Consider the following 15,964-nt stretch of genomic DNA (forward strand, 5'->3'; position numbering starts at 1 on the left):
AAGTCAGTCGGCCAAGAAATTGGGGAGTGCCATGGAAATGGCTGGCACATAGGTCACCAACATCAACACTAGAAAAAGTGCGAGATAGAAAGGCCAAATCGTCTTGACCGCCTTTTCGATCTTTATTTTGCCTATCACGCTGCCGACAAACAGACAGGAACCAACCGGCGGTGTACATAGGCCCAGCCCCAGATTCATCATCATGACAATGCCGAACTGAACTGGGCTCATACCAAACTGCATCGCCACAGGGAGGAAAATGGGCGTACAAATAAGGATCAGTGCTGCCATGTCCATAATCATCCCCAGCCCGAGTAACACCAGGTTAAGTATTAACAAGATGGCATAGGGATTATCAGAAATTTCCAGAAGCGAGTCGGTTATCAATTGAGGAACGCTATACAGCGCCAACAGGTAAGAAAACGCCGAGGCACAGCCTACCAGGATCATCACCAATGACGTGGTGCGAACAGACTGCGCGACCGCTTTCTTGAAGGACTCCCAACGCAATTCACGATAGACCAGTCCGGTTACGATAATGGCATAAATCGCACCAAAGGCGCCGGACTCAGTTACTGTCAAGATGCCGGACAAAACCCCACCTACAATGATTACTGCCGTCAATAATCCTGGAAGAGCTGCCACGAAACTAATGGCCAGTGCCGACCATCCTGGAAATGGTTCTCCCTTGTAGCCACGCTTGACTGCTACGACATACGCAGCAAAAGCTAATGCAAGACACATCAATATACCCGGTACGATACCGGCCAGGAACAATTGAGTTATAGAGATACCACCACCCGCAGCGACAGCATAAAGAATCATATTGTGGCTGGGCGGGATCACCACCCCGGCGATCGACGAAGTCACGGTCACATTGACCGCATAGTCAGCATCGTAGCCTTTTTCCTTCATGACCGGGATGAGGATAGAACCAAGCGCCGACGTGTCGGCAACCGCCGACCCCGAAATACCTCCAAACAACATCGACGAACTCACGTTGACCATGCCCAATCCGCCACGCACGCGCCCCACGGCAGCGGAAGCCAGCTTGACCAGGCGATCTGAGATGCCGCCATGCAGCATTAGCTCTCCCGCAAAGATAAAAAACGGTATCGCCAGCAGTGAAAACACCGAAATTCCCGAGAGGATACGCTGGAAGGCAACGAACAAAGGCAGCCCTTCGTAAAGAAAGGTGCCAACGGCGGCCAGCCCGACGGCAAAGGCCACAGGAGCACCTACGATCAACCCCAGGAAGAACAGGCCAAAGAGAATAGTCAGCCCCATAGCGTCAATGCTCCCCTTGCGCCGTGCCGATGGCACGTTCGATGATATTGATCCCGGCGAACAGCACCATGAGAAAACCGCAGACCACCAGAGGGGCGGCACGCCAGCTTTCGGAAATTCCGATGATGGGAACGGGACGGGCGAGATTGTCCATCACCATGATCCAGCCCTGCCATGCCATGAACCCACCGAAGACGATGACGAACAGGTCAGCGATATAGCGCATGATTTCACGCGGCAATGCCGGCAACCCCTCGCGTACGAAATCGATACTTAGATGACTGTTATTACGAACTCCCGCTGCAGCGCCGAGGCAGGTTATATAAACAACTATCACCAAAGAAGATTGCTCGACCCAAGTTGGCGTATCATTGAGAACATAACGACCAAACACTAGCCAGCCAAAAGTTATGATCAGGAAAACCATCAAAACGCCCGCCACAATAATACAAAGTCGAGCAAGACCATCTAAAACTTTGTCAAGTAGCGTTCGAGGCTTTTTTTCTGCGTCTTGACCACTGAGTTCATCGGAAAAGGTGCTCACAGCAGCTAGTCCTTTCAAGAAATCCCCGGGTCGACACCGACCCGGGGTATTCATATTTTTACATGATTATTGTGCAGCCTGGATATCATGAACCAGCGACTCAAGCCCAGGGTGCTGTTTAATAAACTCATCGTAGATAGGTTGCATCTTTTCCTGAAACGCAGACTTGCTATCCACCTTGTTAATCTTCACGCCGGAATCAAGAACTATCTGCCTGCTCTTTTGAACGCGCTCTTCCCAGAGTTGCCGCTGCTCCTTGGCAGCATTTTCGGCTGCTTTGCGAACAGCCTTCTGATCTTCTTTGCTGAGTTCTTCCCAACTTGACTTCGCCACACACAGGCATTCCGGCAGGATCAAGTGTTCGGTAAGCGAATAGTACTTCGCAACTTCATAATGACCACTTGACTCGTAGGATGGATAATTATTTTCCGCACCATCAATGACGCCGGTCTTGAGTGATTGATAAACCTCGCTATAGGCCATCGGTGTCGCATTGCCACCCATTTCATCGATCATCTGAACATAGAGGTCGTTGTTCATCACACGGAACTTGAGACCTTTGACATCATCGGGCGTCTCCACCGGGTGTTCAGTGTTATAGAGGCTGCGAGCGCCAGACCCAAACCAAGACAGTGCGATTAAATTCTTTTCTTCCAAAGCATCGGCAAACCGGTCTCCGATATCGCCATCCATGATGCGATACATATCGTCAACACTATTAAAGATAAATGGCAACGACAGTACGTTGGTCGCCGGTACAATCGGCCCCATCGGTCCCATGTTGAAGTTGGCAAAATCCAACCCACCACTGCGTACTTGCTCGATAGCGTCCGGCTGATCACCGAGTACAGCGTTGTGGTACATCTTGGGCTCAACCCGTCCATCGGTTTTCTGGGCGACCTCCTTTGCGAAGCTTTCCAAGGCCTCGCTATTTGGATAACCCGGGGGGTGAATATTCCAGCCACGCCATTGTTCGGCTTGAACAGGTGAAGACATCAGAGCCACGGCACTAGCCACCGCAGCAACGGACAGGCAGTTTTTCAGCTTCAGATTGTTCTTTAATTGCATGACATGCCTCCTATCGATATAGCATTGTCGTTATACGTTTCTTGTCATTTCGATCAGATCATTGAATTGTTTGTCTTTATTCGGCGTGGGCATCACCAGCGGTTTACGTACATAGCCCGCCATCAGCCCCCCGCATCTGTCTTGTTTAGCGTAATGACATCAAGCTTTTATGTCATACATCATACAAGCAGAAAGATAGGCATGCGCCGGCTGTCATACAACATCAACAATAGTCGATAGAACTAAGGTATAAAGAACAAAGCCCAGCATAGGGAGTCGCCGCTACCGGGGAAGGAGGTAGCGGCGGGTAATTGAAGGATTAAGCCTGGGTGCCCTCGACGATCTCGAATTGCTCGAGACCACCGCCCTCGGAAAAAGCTTCGGCGGGCATGGGATTGGCGTGGGCTTGCTTGAAGTCATCACTTCCCACCCAGGCACGGAAGGCATCCTGATCTTCCCATTCCGTCTCGACGAGATAAGGCGTTTGGTTGCCCTGAGGCCGCAAGACTCGCATGGCCTTGAAGCCCGGCTGTTTGTCGACCTCGCTGGCGCGTTGCTGAAACCGGCGCTCGAACTCGGCTTCATACCCCGAATTGACGAAAACACGGTTGATGACGATAAAACTCATTCGCTCCTCTCCTTAGCCAAGCAGTTCACGGGGCGACTGCCAGTGTTTAAGCGTTGCGCAACCCGCCGCCCAGATATCGGCTTCCAGCGTAGCGATGGTGGCCGTTGGCATGGGCTGCGACGCACGCATATCACCCTCTACCAGTCGCCCGACCAGCGCACCGACCAACGGCATGTGGCTGACCATCAGACACGGCGTGTGTGCGGCTTCTTGCTGCAACCAGTCGATGAGCGGCTCCAGCGGATCGTCCGGGGTGATGATCGGTAGCGTCTCGATATGGCGCCCCATGGGAGTGGCCACCCACTGTGCGGTCTGCTGAGCCCGCCGGTAAGGGCTGGCGACGACACGTAGCGTCCTGCGCACGTCATCGGCAAGCATGCTGTCCAGCCATGTCCCCATGGCACGCGCTTCTGCCTCTCCTTGCTTAGTGAGTGACCGCTCACTATCTGGCATGCCCGGCGCGGCTTCGCCATGCCGCATGATATAAAGTCTCGACACGTTCAAGTCTCCTCGGCCCCGGGTTCCATCCGACGCGCCTCGAATACATCCTGTCGTGGCAGGACGAACTCCACGTCGCTGCTCTGCTCCTGCTGCATGAGCATTTGTGCCATCTGTCGCGCCGGCACGCCGTTGAACAGCACCTGATAAAGCCCTTCGGCCAAGGGCATGTAAATGTCTTCACGGCGCGCTTTCTCGCGTACCAGACTGACGGTGTTGACGCCTTCCGCCACCTGACCCAGCGATTCGATGGCTTCTTCGAGCGTCCTGTTCTCTCCCAGCGCAAACCCGACACGATAATTGCGCGAGAGCTTCGACGAGCAAGTCACGATGAGATCCCCCACGCCCGCCAGTCCGATGAAGGTCAGCGGATTGGCGCCCAGCGCCACCGCGAAACGGCTCATTTCCGCCAGCGCGCGTGTCATCAACATGCTGCGCGTGTTTTCGCCCATGCCCAGCGCCGCTGCCATCCCCGCAGCGATGGCATAGATGTTCTTCAGCGCACCGCCCAATTCGACGCCATAGCGGTCGTTGCTGGCATAAACACGAAAATAATCGCAGCCGAGTGCCGACTGTACCCGTGCCCGGGTATAGGGATCGTCACTGGCGATGACCGTCGCCGTGAGCTGTTTCTCGGCAACCTCGGAGGCGAGATTGGGGCCCGACAGCACACCGATATGCGGAAAGCCGGTCTCCTCCTCGAGAATCTGGCTCATCAGTTTGAAGCCTTCTTCATGGATCCCCTTGGTGGTGCTGACCAGGATTTGAGAAGGCGCTAGCCACTCCCGAGCCTGACGGACAACGACGGCAAAAGCGCTCGAGGGAATGGCAATGAAGACCACCTCGGCACCTTCCAACACGGCGCGCATATCGTCCGAAGCGACTACCGAGGGATTCATGGCGTAATCCGGCAAGTAGCGTGAATTGCGGTGTTCGCGGTTGATCTGCTCGATCAGGGCCGGATCGCGCATCCACTGGCGCACACGGGCTCCGTTGTCGGCGGCGATGCTGGCGATGGCGGTACCGAAGCTGCCGCCGCCAAGCACGGCGACTTGAAGACGTTCGTCGGTCATGGACGTTTCCTGGTGGCCTGCGAAATGACGCCATTGTAGCGAACCTGACGTGTCACGCACGCCCGATCATCTACTGCCTGCAAACGACGACACCGCCCGTGGGCGGTGTCATCGCATTTACTTTCTTCCTCGACCTTCCGAGGGAGCTCGTTTAATCCACCAACGGCAGCAAGGCATCGATACTCGACTTCGCATCGCCATACAGCATCCGTGTGTTGTCCTTGAAGAACAGTGGATTCTCAATGCCCGAATACCCCGTGCCCTGGCCACGCTTGCAGACGAAGACCTGCTTGGCCTCCCACACCTTGAGTACCGGCATGCCGGCTATGGGGCTGTTGGGGTCTTCCTCGGCGGCCGGATTGACGATGTCATTCGAGCCAATGACGATCACCGCGTCGGTTTCGGCGAAATCGTCATTGATCTCGTCCATCTCCAGCACGATGTCGTACGGGACCTTGGCCTCGGCCAGCAACACATTCATGTGCCCCGGTAGGCGCCCCGCCACGGGATGAATACCGAAGCGGACGGTCTTGCCGGCGGCACGCAACTTGCGGGTCAGCTCACTGACCGCATTCTGCGCCTGCGCCACCGCCATGCCGTAACCTGGCACGATGATCACGCTATCGGCATCGTTGAGTGCACTGGCCACGCCACCGGTATCGATGGCGATCTGCTCGCCCTCGATCTCCGCCGCCGGTCCTTTGCTACCCCCGAAGCCGCCCAGAATCACGTTGACGAAATTGCGATTCATCGCCTTGCACATGATGTAGGACAGAATCGCCCCGGACGAACCCACCAGCGCCCCGGTCACGATCAACAGATCGTTGGACAGCGTGAAACCGATGGCCGCCGCCGCCCAGCCGGAATAGCTGTTGAGCATCGAGACCACCACCGGCATGTCGGCACCGCCGATGCCCATGATCAAGTGATAACCGATGAAGAAGGCCAGCAGCGCCAATAGCAACAGCGTCCAGAAGCCCGCGCCATTGAGGTAGGCGATCGCCAACAGCAGCGACATGATTGCCGCCCCGGCATTGAGCAGATGGCCGCCCGGCAGTTGGCGTGGTTTGCCGTCCACCTTGCCTGCCAATTTGCCGAAGGCAACCACCGAACCGGTGAACGTCACCGCGCCGATGAACACGCCCAGTACTACCTCGACCTGCAGGAACGTCAGCTCGGCCGGCGTCTTCTCGGCCACCAGCGCGGCGAAGGCCGAAAACCCTTCGCTGGCCTCCCCGGCGAGCTGCGCGGCCATGACCCGGCGGCGCTCCAAGTCGGCATTGAAGCCGATGAACACCGCCGCCAAGCCGACGAAGCTATGCAGCGCCGCGACCAGTTGGGGCATCTCGGTCATGTCGACCTTCTTGGCCAGGTAGACGCCGATACCGGCACCGATCACCATCATCGGTATCATCCACCAGTACCCGCCGACATTGGGGCCAAGCATGGTGAAGATCACCGCCAACCCCATACCTACGATGCCGTACCAGACGGCACGCTTGGCCTTTTCCTGATTACTCAACCCTCCCAGCGAGAGGATGAACAATACACTTGCCGCCACCGCTGCGGCGGACACCAATCCTTGACTCAACATCGTCTTTTCTCCGCCGCGTTAGGATTTCTGGAACATGGCGAGCATGCGGCGCGTCACCAAGAAGCCACCCACGATATTGATGGTGGCGATCAGCACCGAAATACCTGCCAACAAGCCCACCAGCCAACTACCCGAGCCGACCTGCAACACCGCACCAAGCACGATGATGCCTGAAATAGCGTTGGTCACCGCCATCAGCGGCGTATGCAATGAGTGGCTGACGTTCCAGATCACCTGGAAACCCACGAAGCAGGCCAGCACGAAAACAATGAAGTGCTGCATGAACGACGCCGGTGCCACCAGGCCCAACAGGCCCATCACCACGCCGCCAGCTACCAACATGCCCACTTGGCGCTTGGTCTGGGCGAGGAAGGTCGCATGCTCAGCCGCTTTCTTCTCTTCCGGGGTCGGTTCCTTGGGTTTCTCCTTGGGCGCCGACTGTCCGATGGCTTTGACCTTGGGCGGCGGCGGCGGAAAGGTGATCTCGCCATGGTGCGCCACGGTGACGCCACGAATCACGTCGTCTTCCATGTCGTGAACGATCACGCCATCTTTTTCCGGCGTCAGATCGGTGAGCATGTGACGGATATTGGTGGCGTAGAGCAACGACGCCTGCGTCGCCATACGTGAAGGGAAGTCCGTATAGCCGACCACAACCACACCGTTGTCTGTGACGATGCGCTGGTCGGGTACGGTGAGATCGCAATTACCGCCCTTCTCGGCCGCCAGGTCAACGATCACCGAGCCCGGCTTCATGGCCTGGACCATATCCTCGAGCCACAGCTTGGGTGCCGGCTTGCCCGGGATCAGCGCGGTGGTGATGACGATATCCACCTCGGGCGCCTGCTCGCGGAATAGCGCCAACTGCTTCTCGCGAAACTCGGGGCTCGAGGGGGCCGCATAACCGCCGGAGCCCGAGCCATCCTGGCTATCCTCGAAGTCGAGAAACAGGAACTCGGCGCCCATCGACTCGATCTGCTCGGCGACTTCCGGGCGTACATCGAAGGCACGCACCACGGCGCCCAGGCTGGTTGCGGTGCCGATGGCCGAGAGCCCGGCGACGCCCGCGCCCACGACCAGCACCTTGGCCGGCGGCACCTTGCCCGCCGCCGTGACCTGGCCGGTGAAGAAGCGCCCGAACTGATTGCCAGCTTCGATCACTGCACGATAGCCAGCAATGTTGGCGGTGCTGGAAAGCGCATCCATCTTCTGGGCGCGCGAGATACGCGGCACCATGTCCATGGCGATTACCGTGGCACCGGTCGCCTTGCAGCGCTCGAGCAGGTCCTCGTTCTGGGCCGGCCAGAAGAAGGTGATCAGCGTTTGCCCCTCGCGCAAATAGCCGACTTCCTCTTCGTCGGGTTCGCGTACCTTGATGACGACGTCGGCTGCCGACCACAGTGCCGCGCCGCCATCGACGACCTCAACACCTGCGTCGCGATATGCCTCGTCGTCGAAACCGGCCGCCCGCCCGGCGCCTGACTCGATGACGCATTCATGGCCGAGCTTCTGGATGTGCTGGGCACTTTCCGGCGTCAGCGCCACGCGCGCCTCGCCCTGGGCACGCTCCTTGGGAGCCCCTATCTTCATGCCACACCTCCTGTTTCGTGCCGGATGGCACCTTGCCAAGCATCGCTTGTCGCATATTTCTTGATGTTCATCCTTGGCTCCTGGCTGGTCGCATAGGGTTCTCCATCATGAAATCCTGTGTCATACCGAACATTGGAACGCGGCCATATTAACGGCCGCGTCACGCTCCGTAATGCTGATACACCTCGTATCAATGGTCTTGCTTATTTAATGAAAAACATTTTAAAAATCAACAGGAAAATCAAAAATTTCCATCATAATCATTGGTTTATGATAGCCATAACACAGCTCTTATGCTTCAAAATGGCCCACAAGCCCTTGTTTTAATTTGAATTAACGGCACGACTACGACCTACTTATTACCTTATACGGGCCATAAACGATACATTATTCACGACTTCGCTTAGTTAATACTAGCGCATATTGAAAGCATGCACGCTGGCTTGAGGATAGCGATATTCAACAATCTCGACACCACGCCTGCACGTTCATCGCTACGATCCCTTATATTCGAGAAGCGCTAGCAGTCCACGCGTTGATCGAGAAACGGCTGTCGCAAGACGCCGTCATACGACGACTTGCGGTGTCACGATGAGCAGGAAAGGCAGATCACAGAGGCTTCCGGCGCCGGGGCGGCCGCCCAATGCGCCATACCCGGCTGCGACGTAAAGGGGTCGGCGAGCAAGGCCCGAAATTCGGCCAATGGCGCCATATCGCCCTTTTCTGCCGCCTCGATAACCTGCTGAATGAGATGAGTACGCGGCACATAGAGCGGATTGACCGACTGCATGGCCTCACGCCGTGATGCGTCATCGCGTGGCTCATCATCGAGGCGTTGGCGATAGCGCGACAGCCAGGCTGCCAAGCCTTCGGCCGGAACCTCGTCATGCAGCCACGCGCCATCATCGACGGCCCATTCGCCCAGGGCGCGAAAGGCACGGTGATAGTCAGCGCCCGCATCGGCCAGCAGCGTCAGCCAATCTTGAACCAGTTGGGCATCGCCTTCTTGCACCTGCTCGAGTCCCAGGCGAGCGCGCATCAGGCGCGCATACTCCTGTTGCAGCGCCGGTTCGTACTCCGCCAACTGAGCGCGCAACGCTTCCGGATCCGCCAACGGCGTCAGCGACTGACCCAGCACCGAGAGATTCCACAACCCTACCCCGGGCTGCTGATCGAAGGCGTAACGGCCCGCGGTATCGGTATGGTTGGGCACCAGAGTGGGCTCGTAACGATCCATGAAGGCATAAGGTCCGTAGTCCAGCGTCAATCCCAGAATAGACATGTTGTCGGTGTTCATCACCGCGTGCACGAACCCGTATGCCTGCCAGGCGGCGATCAGGCGTGCCGTACGCGCAACCGTATCGCCGAACAGCGCCTCCGTCGGTGCCTCGCATTCCGCCAAGGCCGGGCGGTGACGCGTGATGACATGCTCGACGAGACGCCGCAAGTCATCGTTGCGGCGCGCCTGATACAACCATTCGAAGTGTCCGAAGCGCACATGACTGGGGGCCAGGCGCAACAGGGTCGCGCCGGGCTCGACCCGCTCGCGCTGAACCTTCTCGTCGTTGACCGCCAGGGCCAGGGCCAGCGTCGTGGGGATGCCCAACCCCGCCATCGCCTCTCCGGCGAGATATTCGCGAATCGTCGAACGCAGCACGGCGCGGCCATCGCCGAAACGCGAATACGGCGTTTGCCCGGCCCCCTTTAGGTGCAGGTCCCAGAAGCCGTCGTCAGTCGCCACTTCTCCCAGCAGCAGTCCGCGCCCATCCCCCAAGGCGGGATTATAGACACCGAACTGGTGGCCGGTGTATTTCTGCGCCAGAGGATCCATCCCCGGCAATACGGTTTCGCCCCCCAACACTTGGCGTAGAGTCTCTCGCGAAGGGGAATCGTCGTTGAAAAGCTCGGTATCGAGGCCTAGCATGCGACAACCATGTGGACTGATGTCCACCAGTCGCGTGTTTTTCCAGGTGGTGGGGCTGACCCGAGTGAAGAAATCGTCGGGCAGACGCGCCCAGGCATTGTCGAAGCGCAGCGCATCGAGCGTCATGGTGACCTCGCGAAGGGGCATGTCTACCTACTTTACACGCTCGGTAACGCCCGATAAAAGCGTGCTGGACAACTTGAAATGCCGCCCGCAAGCGGCGTCGGAACATGACGGAAGCAATGTCTCAGGCTGGGCTGTCATCGTCATCTCTGTGCTGACGAATCAAGTCACCATTGGTACGCAATAACGCCAGCAGAATATCGAAATAGTCATCACTGACAGAGTAGTTGTCCAACGTATGAATTAACGACTTGGCGGTGACGGGCTGACCATTGGCGGTCAAAGCGGCACGCTTTTGGCGTAACGCTAGATAGGCTTGGTGCGTATTCAAGTTATGCAGGTAATGTTCGATGCTTTCCTGAACACTAGCAAACTGCTGATAGCGACGCTCGCTCCCTTCTTGCGCCAGGCCGCAACCATCACTGAAGCAACGTAAGCCGAACAAATTATTGCCTTGGCGAGCGAAGCGCGATGTCCCCCAGCCCGATTCCTCCACGGCCTGGATGGCGACCAGCTCCAGCGGCACTGTGTCGACACGAGAGAGAAGGTACTCGAACGTATTGGGCGTGCCACACTCGATCTCGTAATCGGTACATAGTCGTTGCAGGTGAGCCTTTTCAGCGTCACTCAGCGCCTCCTGACGTTCACGTACCTCAAGCAGCCAGTCACGCTGAGCTTGAATCTTAGCGTTTTCGGCTTCGACCAACGGGACCAGCAACTCGAAAAACGCCGCTTTGCGCTCGGGGCCCGCCACATATTCGCGCAGGTCCGGCATCTCCTCGACGGGATCGAGGGCCGGCGTATCGGCGTTGCTTTCGAGTGTCTGCCCGTCTTGCGAGGGGGAAGCGGCATAGGCATCCAGAGGCGGCGGCATCGCCGCCACGCCAAGCGCCCCCAGCAATGCCACCGCAATAACGCCACGCCAGCGCCGGAAAAAGAACAAGTCGTGCCGAATGGGCATACGACGACTCCTTGAACATGAAGACGTCAGTCTAGCAACAACGCGCGTTCTTGTTGAGTCAATATTGCTGGCATCAAAACGAACCGGGCCGGCTCATGCGGCCGGCCCGGTAAGCGAACGCCAACTCCAATCAGCTGCTCAAGAGCTTGTTGAGACGCTGGACATAGGTGGCGGGGTCCTCGAGGTGTCCCCCTTCGGCGATGATCGCCTGATCGAGAAGAACCCGCGCGAGGTCGTCGAACCTGGACTCGTCGGCGCCTTCCAGGCGTGTCACCAGCCCATGCTCGGGGTTGAGCTCGAGGATCGGCTTGACCTCCGGCAACGGCTGCCCCGCCGCTTCCATGAGACGCCGCATCTGATAGCCCATGTCGTGTTCGGAAAGCACCACGCAGGCCGGCGAATCGGTCAGGCGGTGAGTGATACGCACTTCCTGCACCTCATCGCCCAGCGCCGCCTTGACGCGCTCGAGCAACGGCGCCTTGGCCTTGGCCGTCTCTTCCTGCGCTTTCTTTTCTTCCTCGTCGGCCATCTCGTCGAGATCGAGATCGCCCTTGGCAACATCGGCGAATGACTTGCCGTCGTATTCGGTGAGATGGCTCATCAGCCACTCATCGATACGATCGTGCAACAGCAGCACCTCGATGCCCTTCTTGCGGAAGATTTCCAGGTGCGGGCTATGGCTGGCCGCATTGAAACCATCGGCCACCAGATAATAGATCTTCTGCTGGCCTTCCTTCATGCGCTCCACATAGCCGGCCAGCGACTGATCCTGCGTGGCACTGTCGGTGTTCGTGGAGGAGAAGCGCAGCAACTCGGCGATCTTGTCGCGGTTGGCGAAGTCTTCCGCCGGCCCTTCCTTGAGTACGTTACCGAAAGCATTCCAGAACGTCTGATAGGCGGCCTCGTCCTTGGCCAGCTTCTTGAGCATGTCCAACGAACGCTTGGTCAGGGCGGACTTGAGCTTGTCGACCTGGGGATCTTTTTGCAACAGCTCGCGCGAGATGTTCAGCGACAGATCCTTGGAATCGATCACGCCCTTGATGAAGCGCAGGTACAGCGGCAGGAACTGCTCGGCGTCATCCATGATGAACACGCGCTGCGCGTAGAGCTTGAGCCCGCGCACGCCTTCGCGCTGATAGAGGTCGAACGGCGCACGCCCCGGCACGTAAAGCAGGCTGGTATATTCGAGCGTGCCTTCGACCTTGTTATGGCTCCAGATCAGCGGATCGCTGAAATCATGCGCCACGTGCTTGTAGAACGCCTTGTATTCGTCGTCGCTGATTTCTTCCTTGGGCCGTACCCACAGCGCGGTCGCCTCGTTGACGGTTTCCCAGGTGACGGTTTCGCTGCCCTCGATCTCGTTACCTTCTTCATCGTGGGCCTTCTCGACCTTGGGCATACGCACCGGCACTTCGATGTGATCGGAATAGGTACGCACAAGATGCTTGAGGCGTTCGGCGTCGGCGAATTCCTTGGCGTCTTCCTTCAAGTGCAACACGATCTCGGTGCCACGCTCAGGCTTGTCGATATCGGCGATATCGAACTCGCCCTCACCCCGGGAATGCCATTCTACGCCCTGTTGATGATCGACCCGGCGCGTGCGCACGGTGATCTCGTCGGAGACGATGAAGCCGGAATAGAAGCCCACACCGAACTGCCCGATCAGCTTGGCATCTTTCTGTTTCTCGCCGGAGAGCTGCTGGAGAAATTCCGCCGTGCCGCTGCGTGCGATAGTGCCCAGGTTCTGGATTACCTCGTCGCGGCTCATCCCGATGCCGTTGTCACGCACGGTGACGGTGCCCGCCTCGGCATCGTGCTCGATCTCGACGCGCAACTCGCTGTCATTGCCGTACAGTGCGTCATTGTCCAACGCTTCGTAGCGCAACTTGTCGCAGGCATCCGCGGCATTGGAAATCAGCTCGCGCAGAAAGATCTCCCGGTTGGAATACAGGGAGTGAATCATCAGCTGCAACAACTGTTTGACTTCGGTCTGAAAGCCCATTGTTTCGGCTTGAGCGGCGGTAGTCATGGTCGAAATTCCCCTGTGGCCATAACGCATGCATGTTAAACGGTGAAGAATGTGACGATAGATGTCGTCATGCGCATCGATATGGGGGCCGCGCGAGACTTTTCAAGCGCTTGGGGGGAATGCACAGACGTGCGCGACGGGTATGGGGTCGAGGTAATGCCACTTCATCTTCAGGGCGCGGTATCGGGTGGATCAATGCCCTTCCAGCGGCGATAAGGCGCTAGCGAATCGTCGACGCGAGTCAGTAACCAGCCGACGATGAAGACGTCATCGACCACCCCGATGAGCATCAGAAAATCGGGAATGATATCGAAAGGCATGATCAGATAAGCCAGCGCCGCCGCCATCCAACCACACGCCGTCCAGGGCACGGGGCGATAGCGACCGGCAGTCACGTCTCTCAGCATGGGGACGAATACTCGCAGCGCGCGGGCGATACGCATCAGCGCCCCACTGCGTTGCTTGAACCGCGACCAGCGGGCCAGTTCTCGCATGAATTTCATGGCATGCCTCCTTGGCGTTGCTTTCTTGCTGGCGTCATCATGCGGGTGTCGTCTTTCGGCAACACTACCCAAGACGTGTTCACTGAGCGAGGATGATCAGATCATTATCCCGCCAGGCAAGCAAGGAGACATGCAAGATGCTCGCATCGCGATTTCGTCGCCGTTGGATGGCACTACTCTCGGCGACCACGCTGAGTCTGGCATTTCACACCATAAGCGCCCAGGCACAACCCGACACGCAAACGCTTGTGCCCGAGGACCGGGCCATGAAGGACGCGCTCGATGCCGCCCGCGAGCATCGCTGGTCACGCATCGATGACGCGGCCGTCGACAATCACGTGTTGGCGGGTTACGTGGAATACCATCGCCTTAAATCGCGTTTGCCGGATGTTACGGCGCTAGAAATACAGCGTTATCTTTCGCGCTATGCCGACTCGCCCTTATCGAGCTGGATGCGTGGTCAGGCACAGATCGCCTTCGGCCGCGATGGGCGCTTCGCTGACCTGCTGGCCATCAGCGATGGCGAACCGCCGGGCACCATCCGTCAATGTTACTACTACACGGCATTACTCGACCGTGCCCCCGAGAAAGCAGCAGAAGGCGGGCGGTCGCTATGGCAGGTTGGACACTCGCAGCCCAGTGAATGTAACCCGCTTTTCGATACGCTGCGCGCACGCGGCGACATCGACGAAGGCGACATCTGGACGCGGCTGACGCTCGCCTGGCAGAACGGCGAAAGTGGGTTGGTCGATTATCTGAGCGGCCTTCTAGGGCCTCAGTGGCAAGCCGGCATCGGTGCCCTCGAGCGCCTACGCAGCAATTACGCGGCCATCACCGAGATCCCCACCGCTATCGGTCCCCAAGGACAAGGCAGCGGCGCGCTGTTCACCGCCGCCATGCATAACTTCACGCGCGCCGACACGGAAGCTGCTCTCGAAGCCTGGCGCAAAATCAGCCCACACATCCCCCTCAACGATGCGCAGCGCCATGAGATAGAGCATGACCTGGCGTTTTACTCCATGGTCCGCAATATCGACAACAACGCGGGCTGGGTCGATAGCATCCTCCCTCGCCTCGCGGATGCCGATCTCTTCGAGCTACGTGTACGCAATGCACTAGCGGCACGGGACTGGGGCGAGGTCATCGACTGGATCGATGCCATGCCGGAAGCCACCCGCCAGGAAGCGCATTGGCAATACTGGCTGGGCCGCGCGCTCAACCAACGCGGCAACACCGCTGCCGCACGTGCCGCTTGGCAGCTTGCCGCCAACGCCCGCAGCTTCTTCGCTTACGCCGCTGCCGACAAGCTCGGTCAACCGTATGACCTCGACATGAATATGCCTGACTTGACGCCACTGCAAAAAGAACTGGTCGCCATGCGACCTGTCGTCAAACGCAGCGAAGCGCTGCGACGTATTGGCGAACTTGGTCTTGCACGTAGCGAATGGTTCCATGCCATTAATCGAGCAAGTGCGACCGAGGCTGCCGTGCTCAATGCATATGCACTCGATAAAGGTTGGTATAACCTCTCCATACACGGCGCGATTATCGCTGAACAGTGGGATGCGCTCGCTTGGCGCTTTCCTCCCGCTTATCAAGCAGCCTTTACGCAGTGGGGGCAGCGCAATGGTGTCGACCCTTACCTGCTGATGGCGATTTCACGGCGTGAGAGTGCCTTCAATCGCCAAGCGGTCTCGCCAGTCGGCGCGCGTGGACTCATGCAATTGATGCCGAGTACCGCCGACCATGTCAGCCGCCAGTTGGATATCGAAGCGCCCAGCCTTGGCGAACTCTTCGAACCGGCTACCAACATCCGCTTGGGAAGCGCCTACATTCGCGACATGCTGGAACGTTATCGGGGCAACCGCATCGCAGCGGCAGCAGCCTACAATGCCGGTCCCAGCCGAGTCGATCGCTGGCTGCGCGATTCGCCCGATGCTTTCGACCTCTTCGTCGAAAGCATTCCCTTTCACGAAACCCGCGCCTATGTACAAGCCGTACTAACCTATCGTGTCATTTTCGAGAGCCTTGCCAAGCACGGCGATACGCAAGGCGTTGCTCTATTGACCCAGGCCGAACGCGAAGGCGCCTACGACGCCACACTCTTGGCGCGCAATCCTTGAATGCATGCGCCGACGCCCT

The 15,964-nt window shown here is 58.1% G+C and carries 13 protein-coding genes; 1 reads left to right on the top strand and 12 read right to left on the bottom strand.

Annotated elements, in window-relative coordinates:
- Nucleotides 1-3: 3 nt before the first annotated feature.
- From RVY79_RS00315 to RVY79_RS00370, 12 genes are all read right to left on the bottom strand, one after another.
- Nucleotides 4-1,287 carry a TRAP transporter large permease gene (locus RVY79_RS00315; RefSeq protein WP_317462054.1) on the bottom strand — a complete coding sequence of 428 codons (1,284 nt, stop codon included), beginning with the start codon at nt 1,285-1,287 and terminating at the stop codon, nt 4-6.
- Between the two features lie 4 nt (nt 1,288-1,291).
- Nucleotides 1,292-1,831 carry a TRAP transporter small permease gene (locus RVY79_RS00320; protein WP_317462055.1) on the bottom strand — a complete coding sequence of 180 codons (540 nt, stop codon included), beginning with the start codon at nt 1,829-1,831 and terminating at the stop codon, nt 1,292-1,294.
- A gap of 66 nt (nt 1,832-1,897) precedes the next feature.
- Complete coding sequence (locus RVY79_RS00325) at nt 1,898-2,899, bottom strand: TRAP transporter substrate-binding protein (protein ID WP_317462056.1); 1,002 nt, start codon at nt 2,897-2,899, stop codon at nt 1,898-1,900.
- A 319-nt stretch (nt 2,900-3,218) separates the two neighbouring features.
- On the bottom strand, nt 3,219-3,527 hold the full coding sequence (locus tag RVY79_RS00330) for an antibiotic biosynthesis monooxygenase (protein WP_317462057.1): 309 nt from the start codon (nt 3,525-3,527) through the stop codon (nt 3,219-3,221).
- 12 nt (nt 3,528-3,539) lie between these two features.
- Nucleotides 3,540-4,025, bottom strand: a complete 486-nt coding sequence (gene sixA / locus RVY79_RS00335) for a phosphohistidine phosphatase SixA (RefSeq protein WP_317462058.1) — start codon at nt 4,023-4,025, stop codon at nt 3,540-3,542.
- 2 nt (nt 4,026-4,027) lie between these two features.
- Entirely contained in the window at nt 4,028-5,098 is a 1,071-nt protein-coding gene (locus tag RVY79_RS00340) for an NAD(P)H-dependent glycerol-3-phosphate dehydrogenase (protein WP_317462059.1), read from the bottom strand.
- Between the two features lie 151 nt (nt 5,099-5,249).
- Nucleotides 5,250-6,692, bottom strand: a complete 1,443-nt coding sequence (locus tag RVY79_RS00345) for an NAD(P)(+) transhydrogenase (Re/Si-specific) subunit beta (protein WP_317462060.1) — start codon at nt 6,690-6,692, stop codon at nt 5,250-5,252.
- Nucleotides 6,693-6,710: 18 nt separating this feature from the next.
- Nucleotides 6,711-8,282, bottom strand: a complete 1,572-nt coding sequence (locus tag RVY79_RS00350; protein WP_317462061.1) for a Re/Si-specific NAD(P)(+) transhydrogenase subunit alpha — start codon at nt 8,280-8,282, stop codon at nt 6,711-6,713.
- A 586-nt stretch (nt 8,283-8,868) separates the two neighbouring features.
- Nucleotides 8,869-10,353 carry a protein adenylyltransferase SelO gene (locus RVY79_RS00355; RefSeq protein WP_317462062.1) on the bottom strand — a complete coding sequence of 495 codons (1,485 nt, stop codon included), beginning with the start codon at nt 10,351-10,353 and terminating at the stop codon, nt 8,869-8,871.
- Nucleotides 10,354-10,453: 100 nt separating this feature from the next.
- The gene (locus RVY79_RS00360) at nt 10,454-11,290 is read right to left on the bottom strand and encodes a protein bax (protein ID WP_317462063.1); all 837 of its coding nucleotides are present in this window, start codon (nt 11,288-11,290) and stop codon (nt 10,454-10,456) included.
- Nucleotides 11,291-11,420: 130 nt separating this feature from the next.
- Complete coding sequence (gene htpG, locus RVY79_RS00365; protein ID WP_317462064.1) at nt 11,421-13,319, bottom strand: molecular chaperone HtpG; 1,899 nt, start codon at nt 13,317-13,319, stop codon at nt 11,421-11,423.
- A 170-nt stretch (nt 13,320-13,489) separates the two neighbouring features.
- Complete coding sequence (locus RVY79_RS00370; RefSeq protein WP_317462065.1) at nt 13,490-13,822, bottom strand: YkvA family protein; 333 nt, start codon at nt 13,820-13,822, stop codon at nt 13,490-13,492.
- Between the two features lie 137 nt (nt 13,823-13,959).
- Here RVY79_RS00370 and RVY79_RS00375 point away from each other — a divergent pair, with 137 nt between their 5' ends.
- Nucleotides 13,960-15,945, top strand: a complete 1,986-nt coding sequence (locus RVY79_RS00375) for a transglycosylase SLT domain-containing protein (RefSeq protein WP_317462066.1) — start codon at nt 13,960-13,962, stop codon at nt 15,943-15,945.
- Nucleotides 15,946-15,964: the final 19 nt, after the last annotated feature.

Origin of the sequence: Chromohalobacter sp. HP20-39 (assembly GCF_033052815.1) — a bacterium.
GTDB lineage: Bacteria > Pseudomonadota > Gammaproteobacteria > Pseudomonadales > Halomonadaceae > Chromohalobacter.

Coding starts and splice junctions, on each gene's coding strand:
- RVY79_RS00315 (WP_317462054.1), bottom strand. CDS start 1,287: ATGGGGCTGACTATTCTCTTTGGCCTGTTCTTCCTGGGGTTGATCGTA.
- RVY79_RS00325 (WP_317462056.1), bottom strand. CDS start 2,899: ATGCAATTAAAGAACAATCTGAAGCTGAAAAACTGCCTGTCCGTTGCT.
- RVY79_RS00330 (WP_317462057.1), bottom strand. CDS start 3,527: ATGAGTTTTATCGTCATCAACCGTGTTTTCGTCAATTCGGGGTATGAA.
- RVY79_RS00340 (WP_317462059.1), bottom strand. CDS start 5,098: ATGACCGACGAACGTCTTCAAGTCGCCGTGCTTGGCGGCGGCAGCTTC.
- RVY79_RS00345 (WP_317462060.1), bottom strand. CDS start 6,692: ATGTTGAGTCAAGGATTGGTGTCCGCCGCAGCGGTGGCGGCAAGTGTA.
- RVY79_RS00350 (WP_317462061.1), bottom strand. CDS start 8,282: ATGAAGATAGGGGCTCCCAAGGAGCGTGCCCAGGGCGAGGCGCGCGTG.
- RVY79_RS00355 (WP_317462062.1), bottom strand. CDS start 10,353: ATGCCCCTTCGCGAGGTCACCATGACGCTCGATGCGCTGCGCTTCGAC.
- RVY79_RS00360 (WP_317462063.1), bottom strand. CDS start 11,290: ATGCCCATTCGGCACGACTTGTTCTTTTTCCGGCGCTGGCGTGGCGTT.
- htpG (WP_317462064.1), bottom strand. CDS start 13,319: ATGACTACCGCCGCTCAAGCCGAAACAATGGGCTTTCAGACCGAAGTC.
- RVY79_RS00370 (WP_317462065.1), bottom strand. CDS start 13,822: ATGAAATTCATGCGAGAACTGGCCCGCTGGTCGCGGTTCAAGCAACGC.
- RVY79_RS00375 (WP_317462066.1), top strand. CDS start 13,960: ATGCTCGCATCGCGATTTCGTCGCCGTTGGATGGCACTACTCTCGGCG.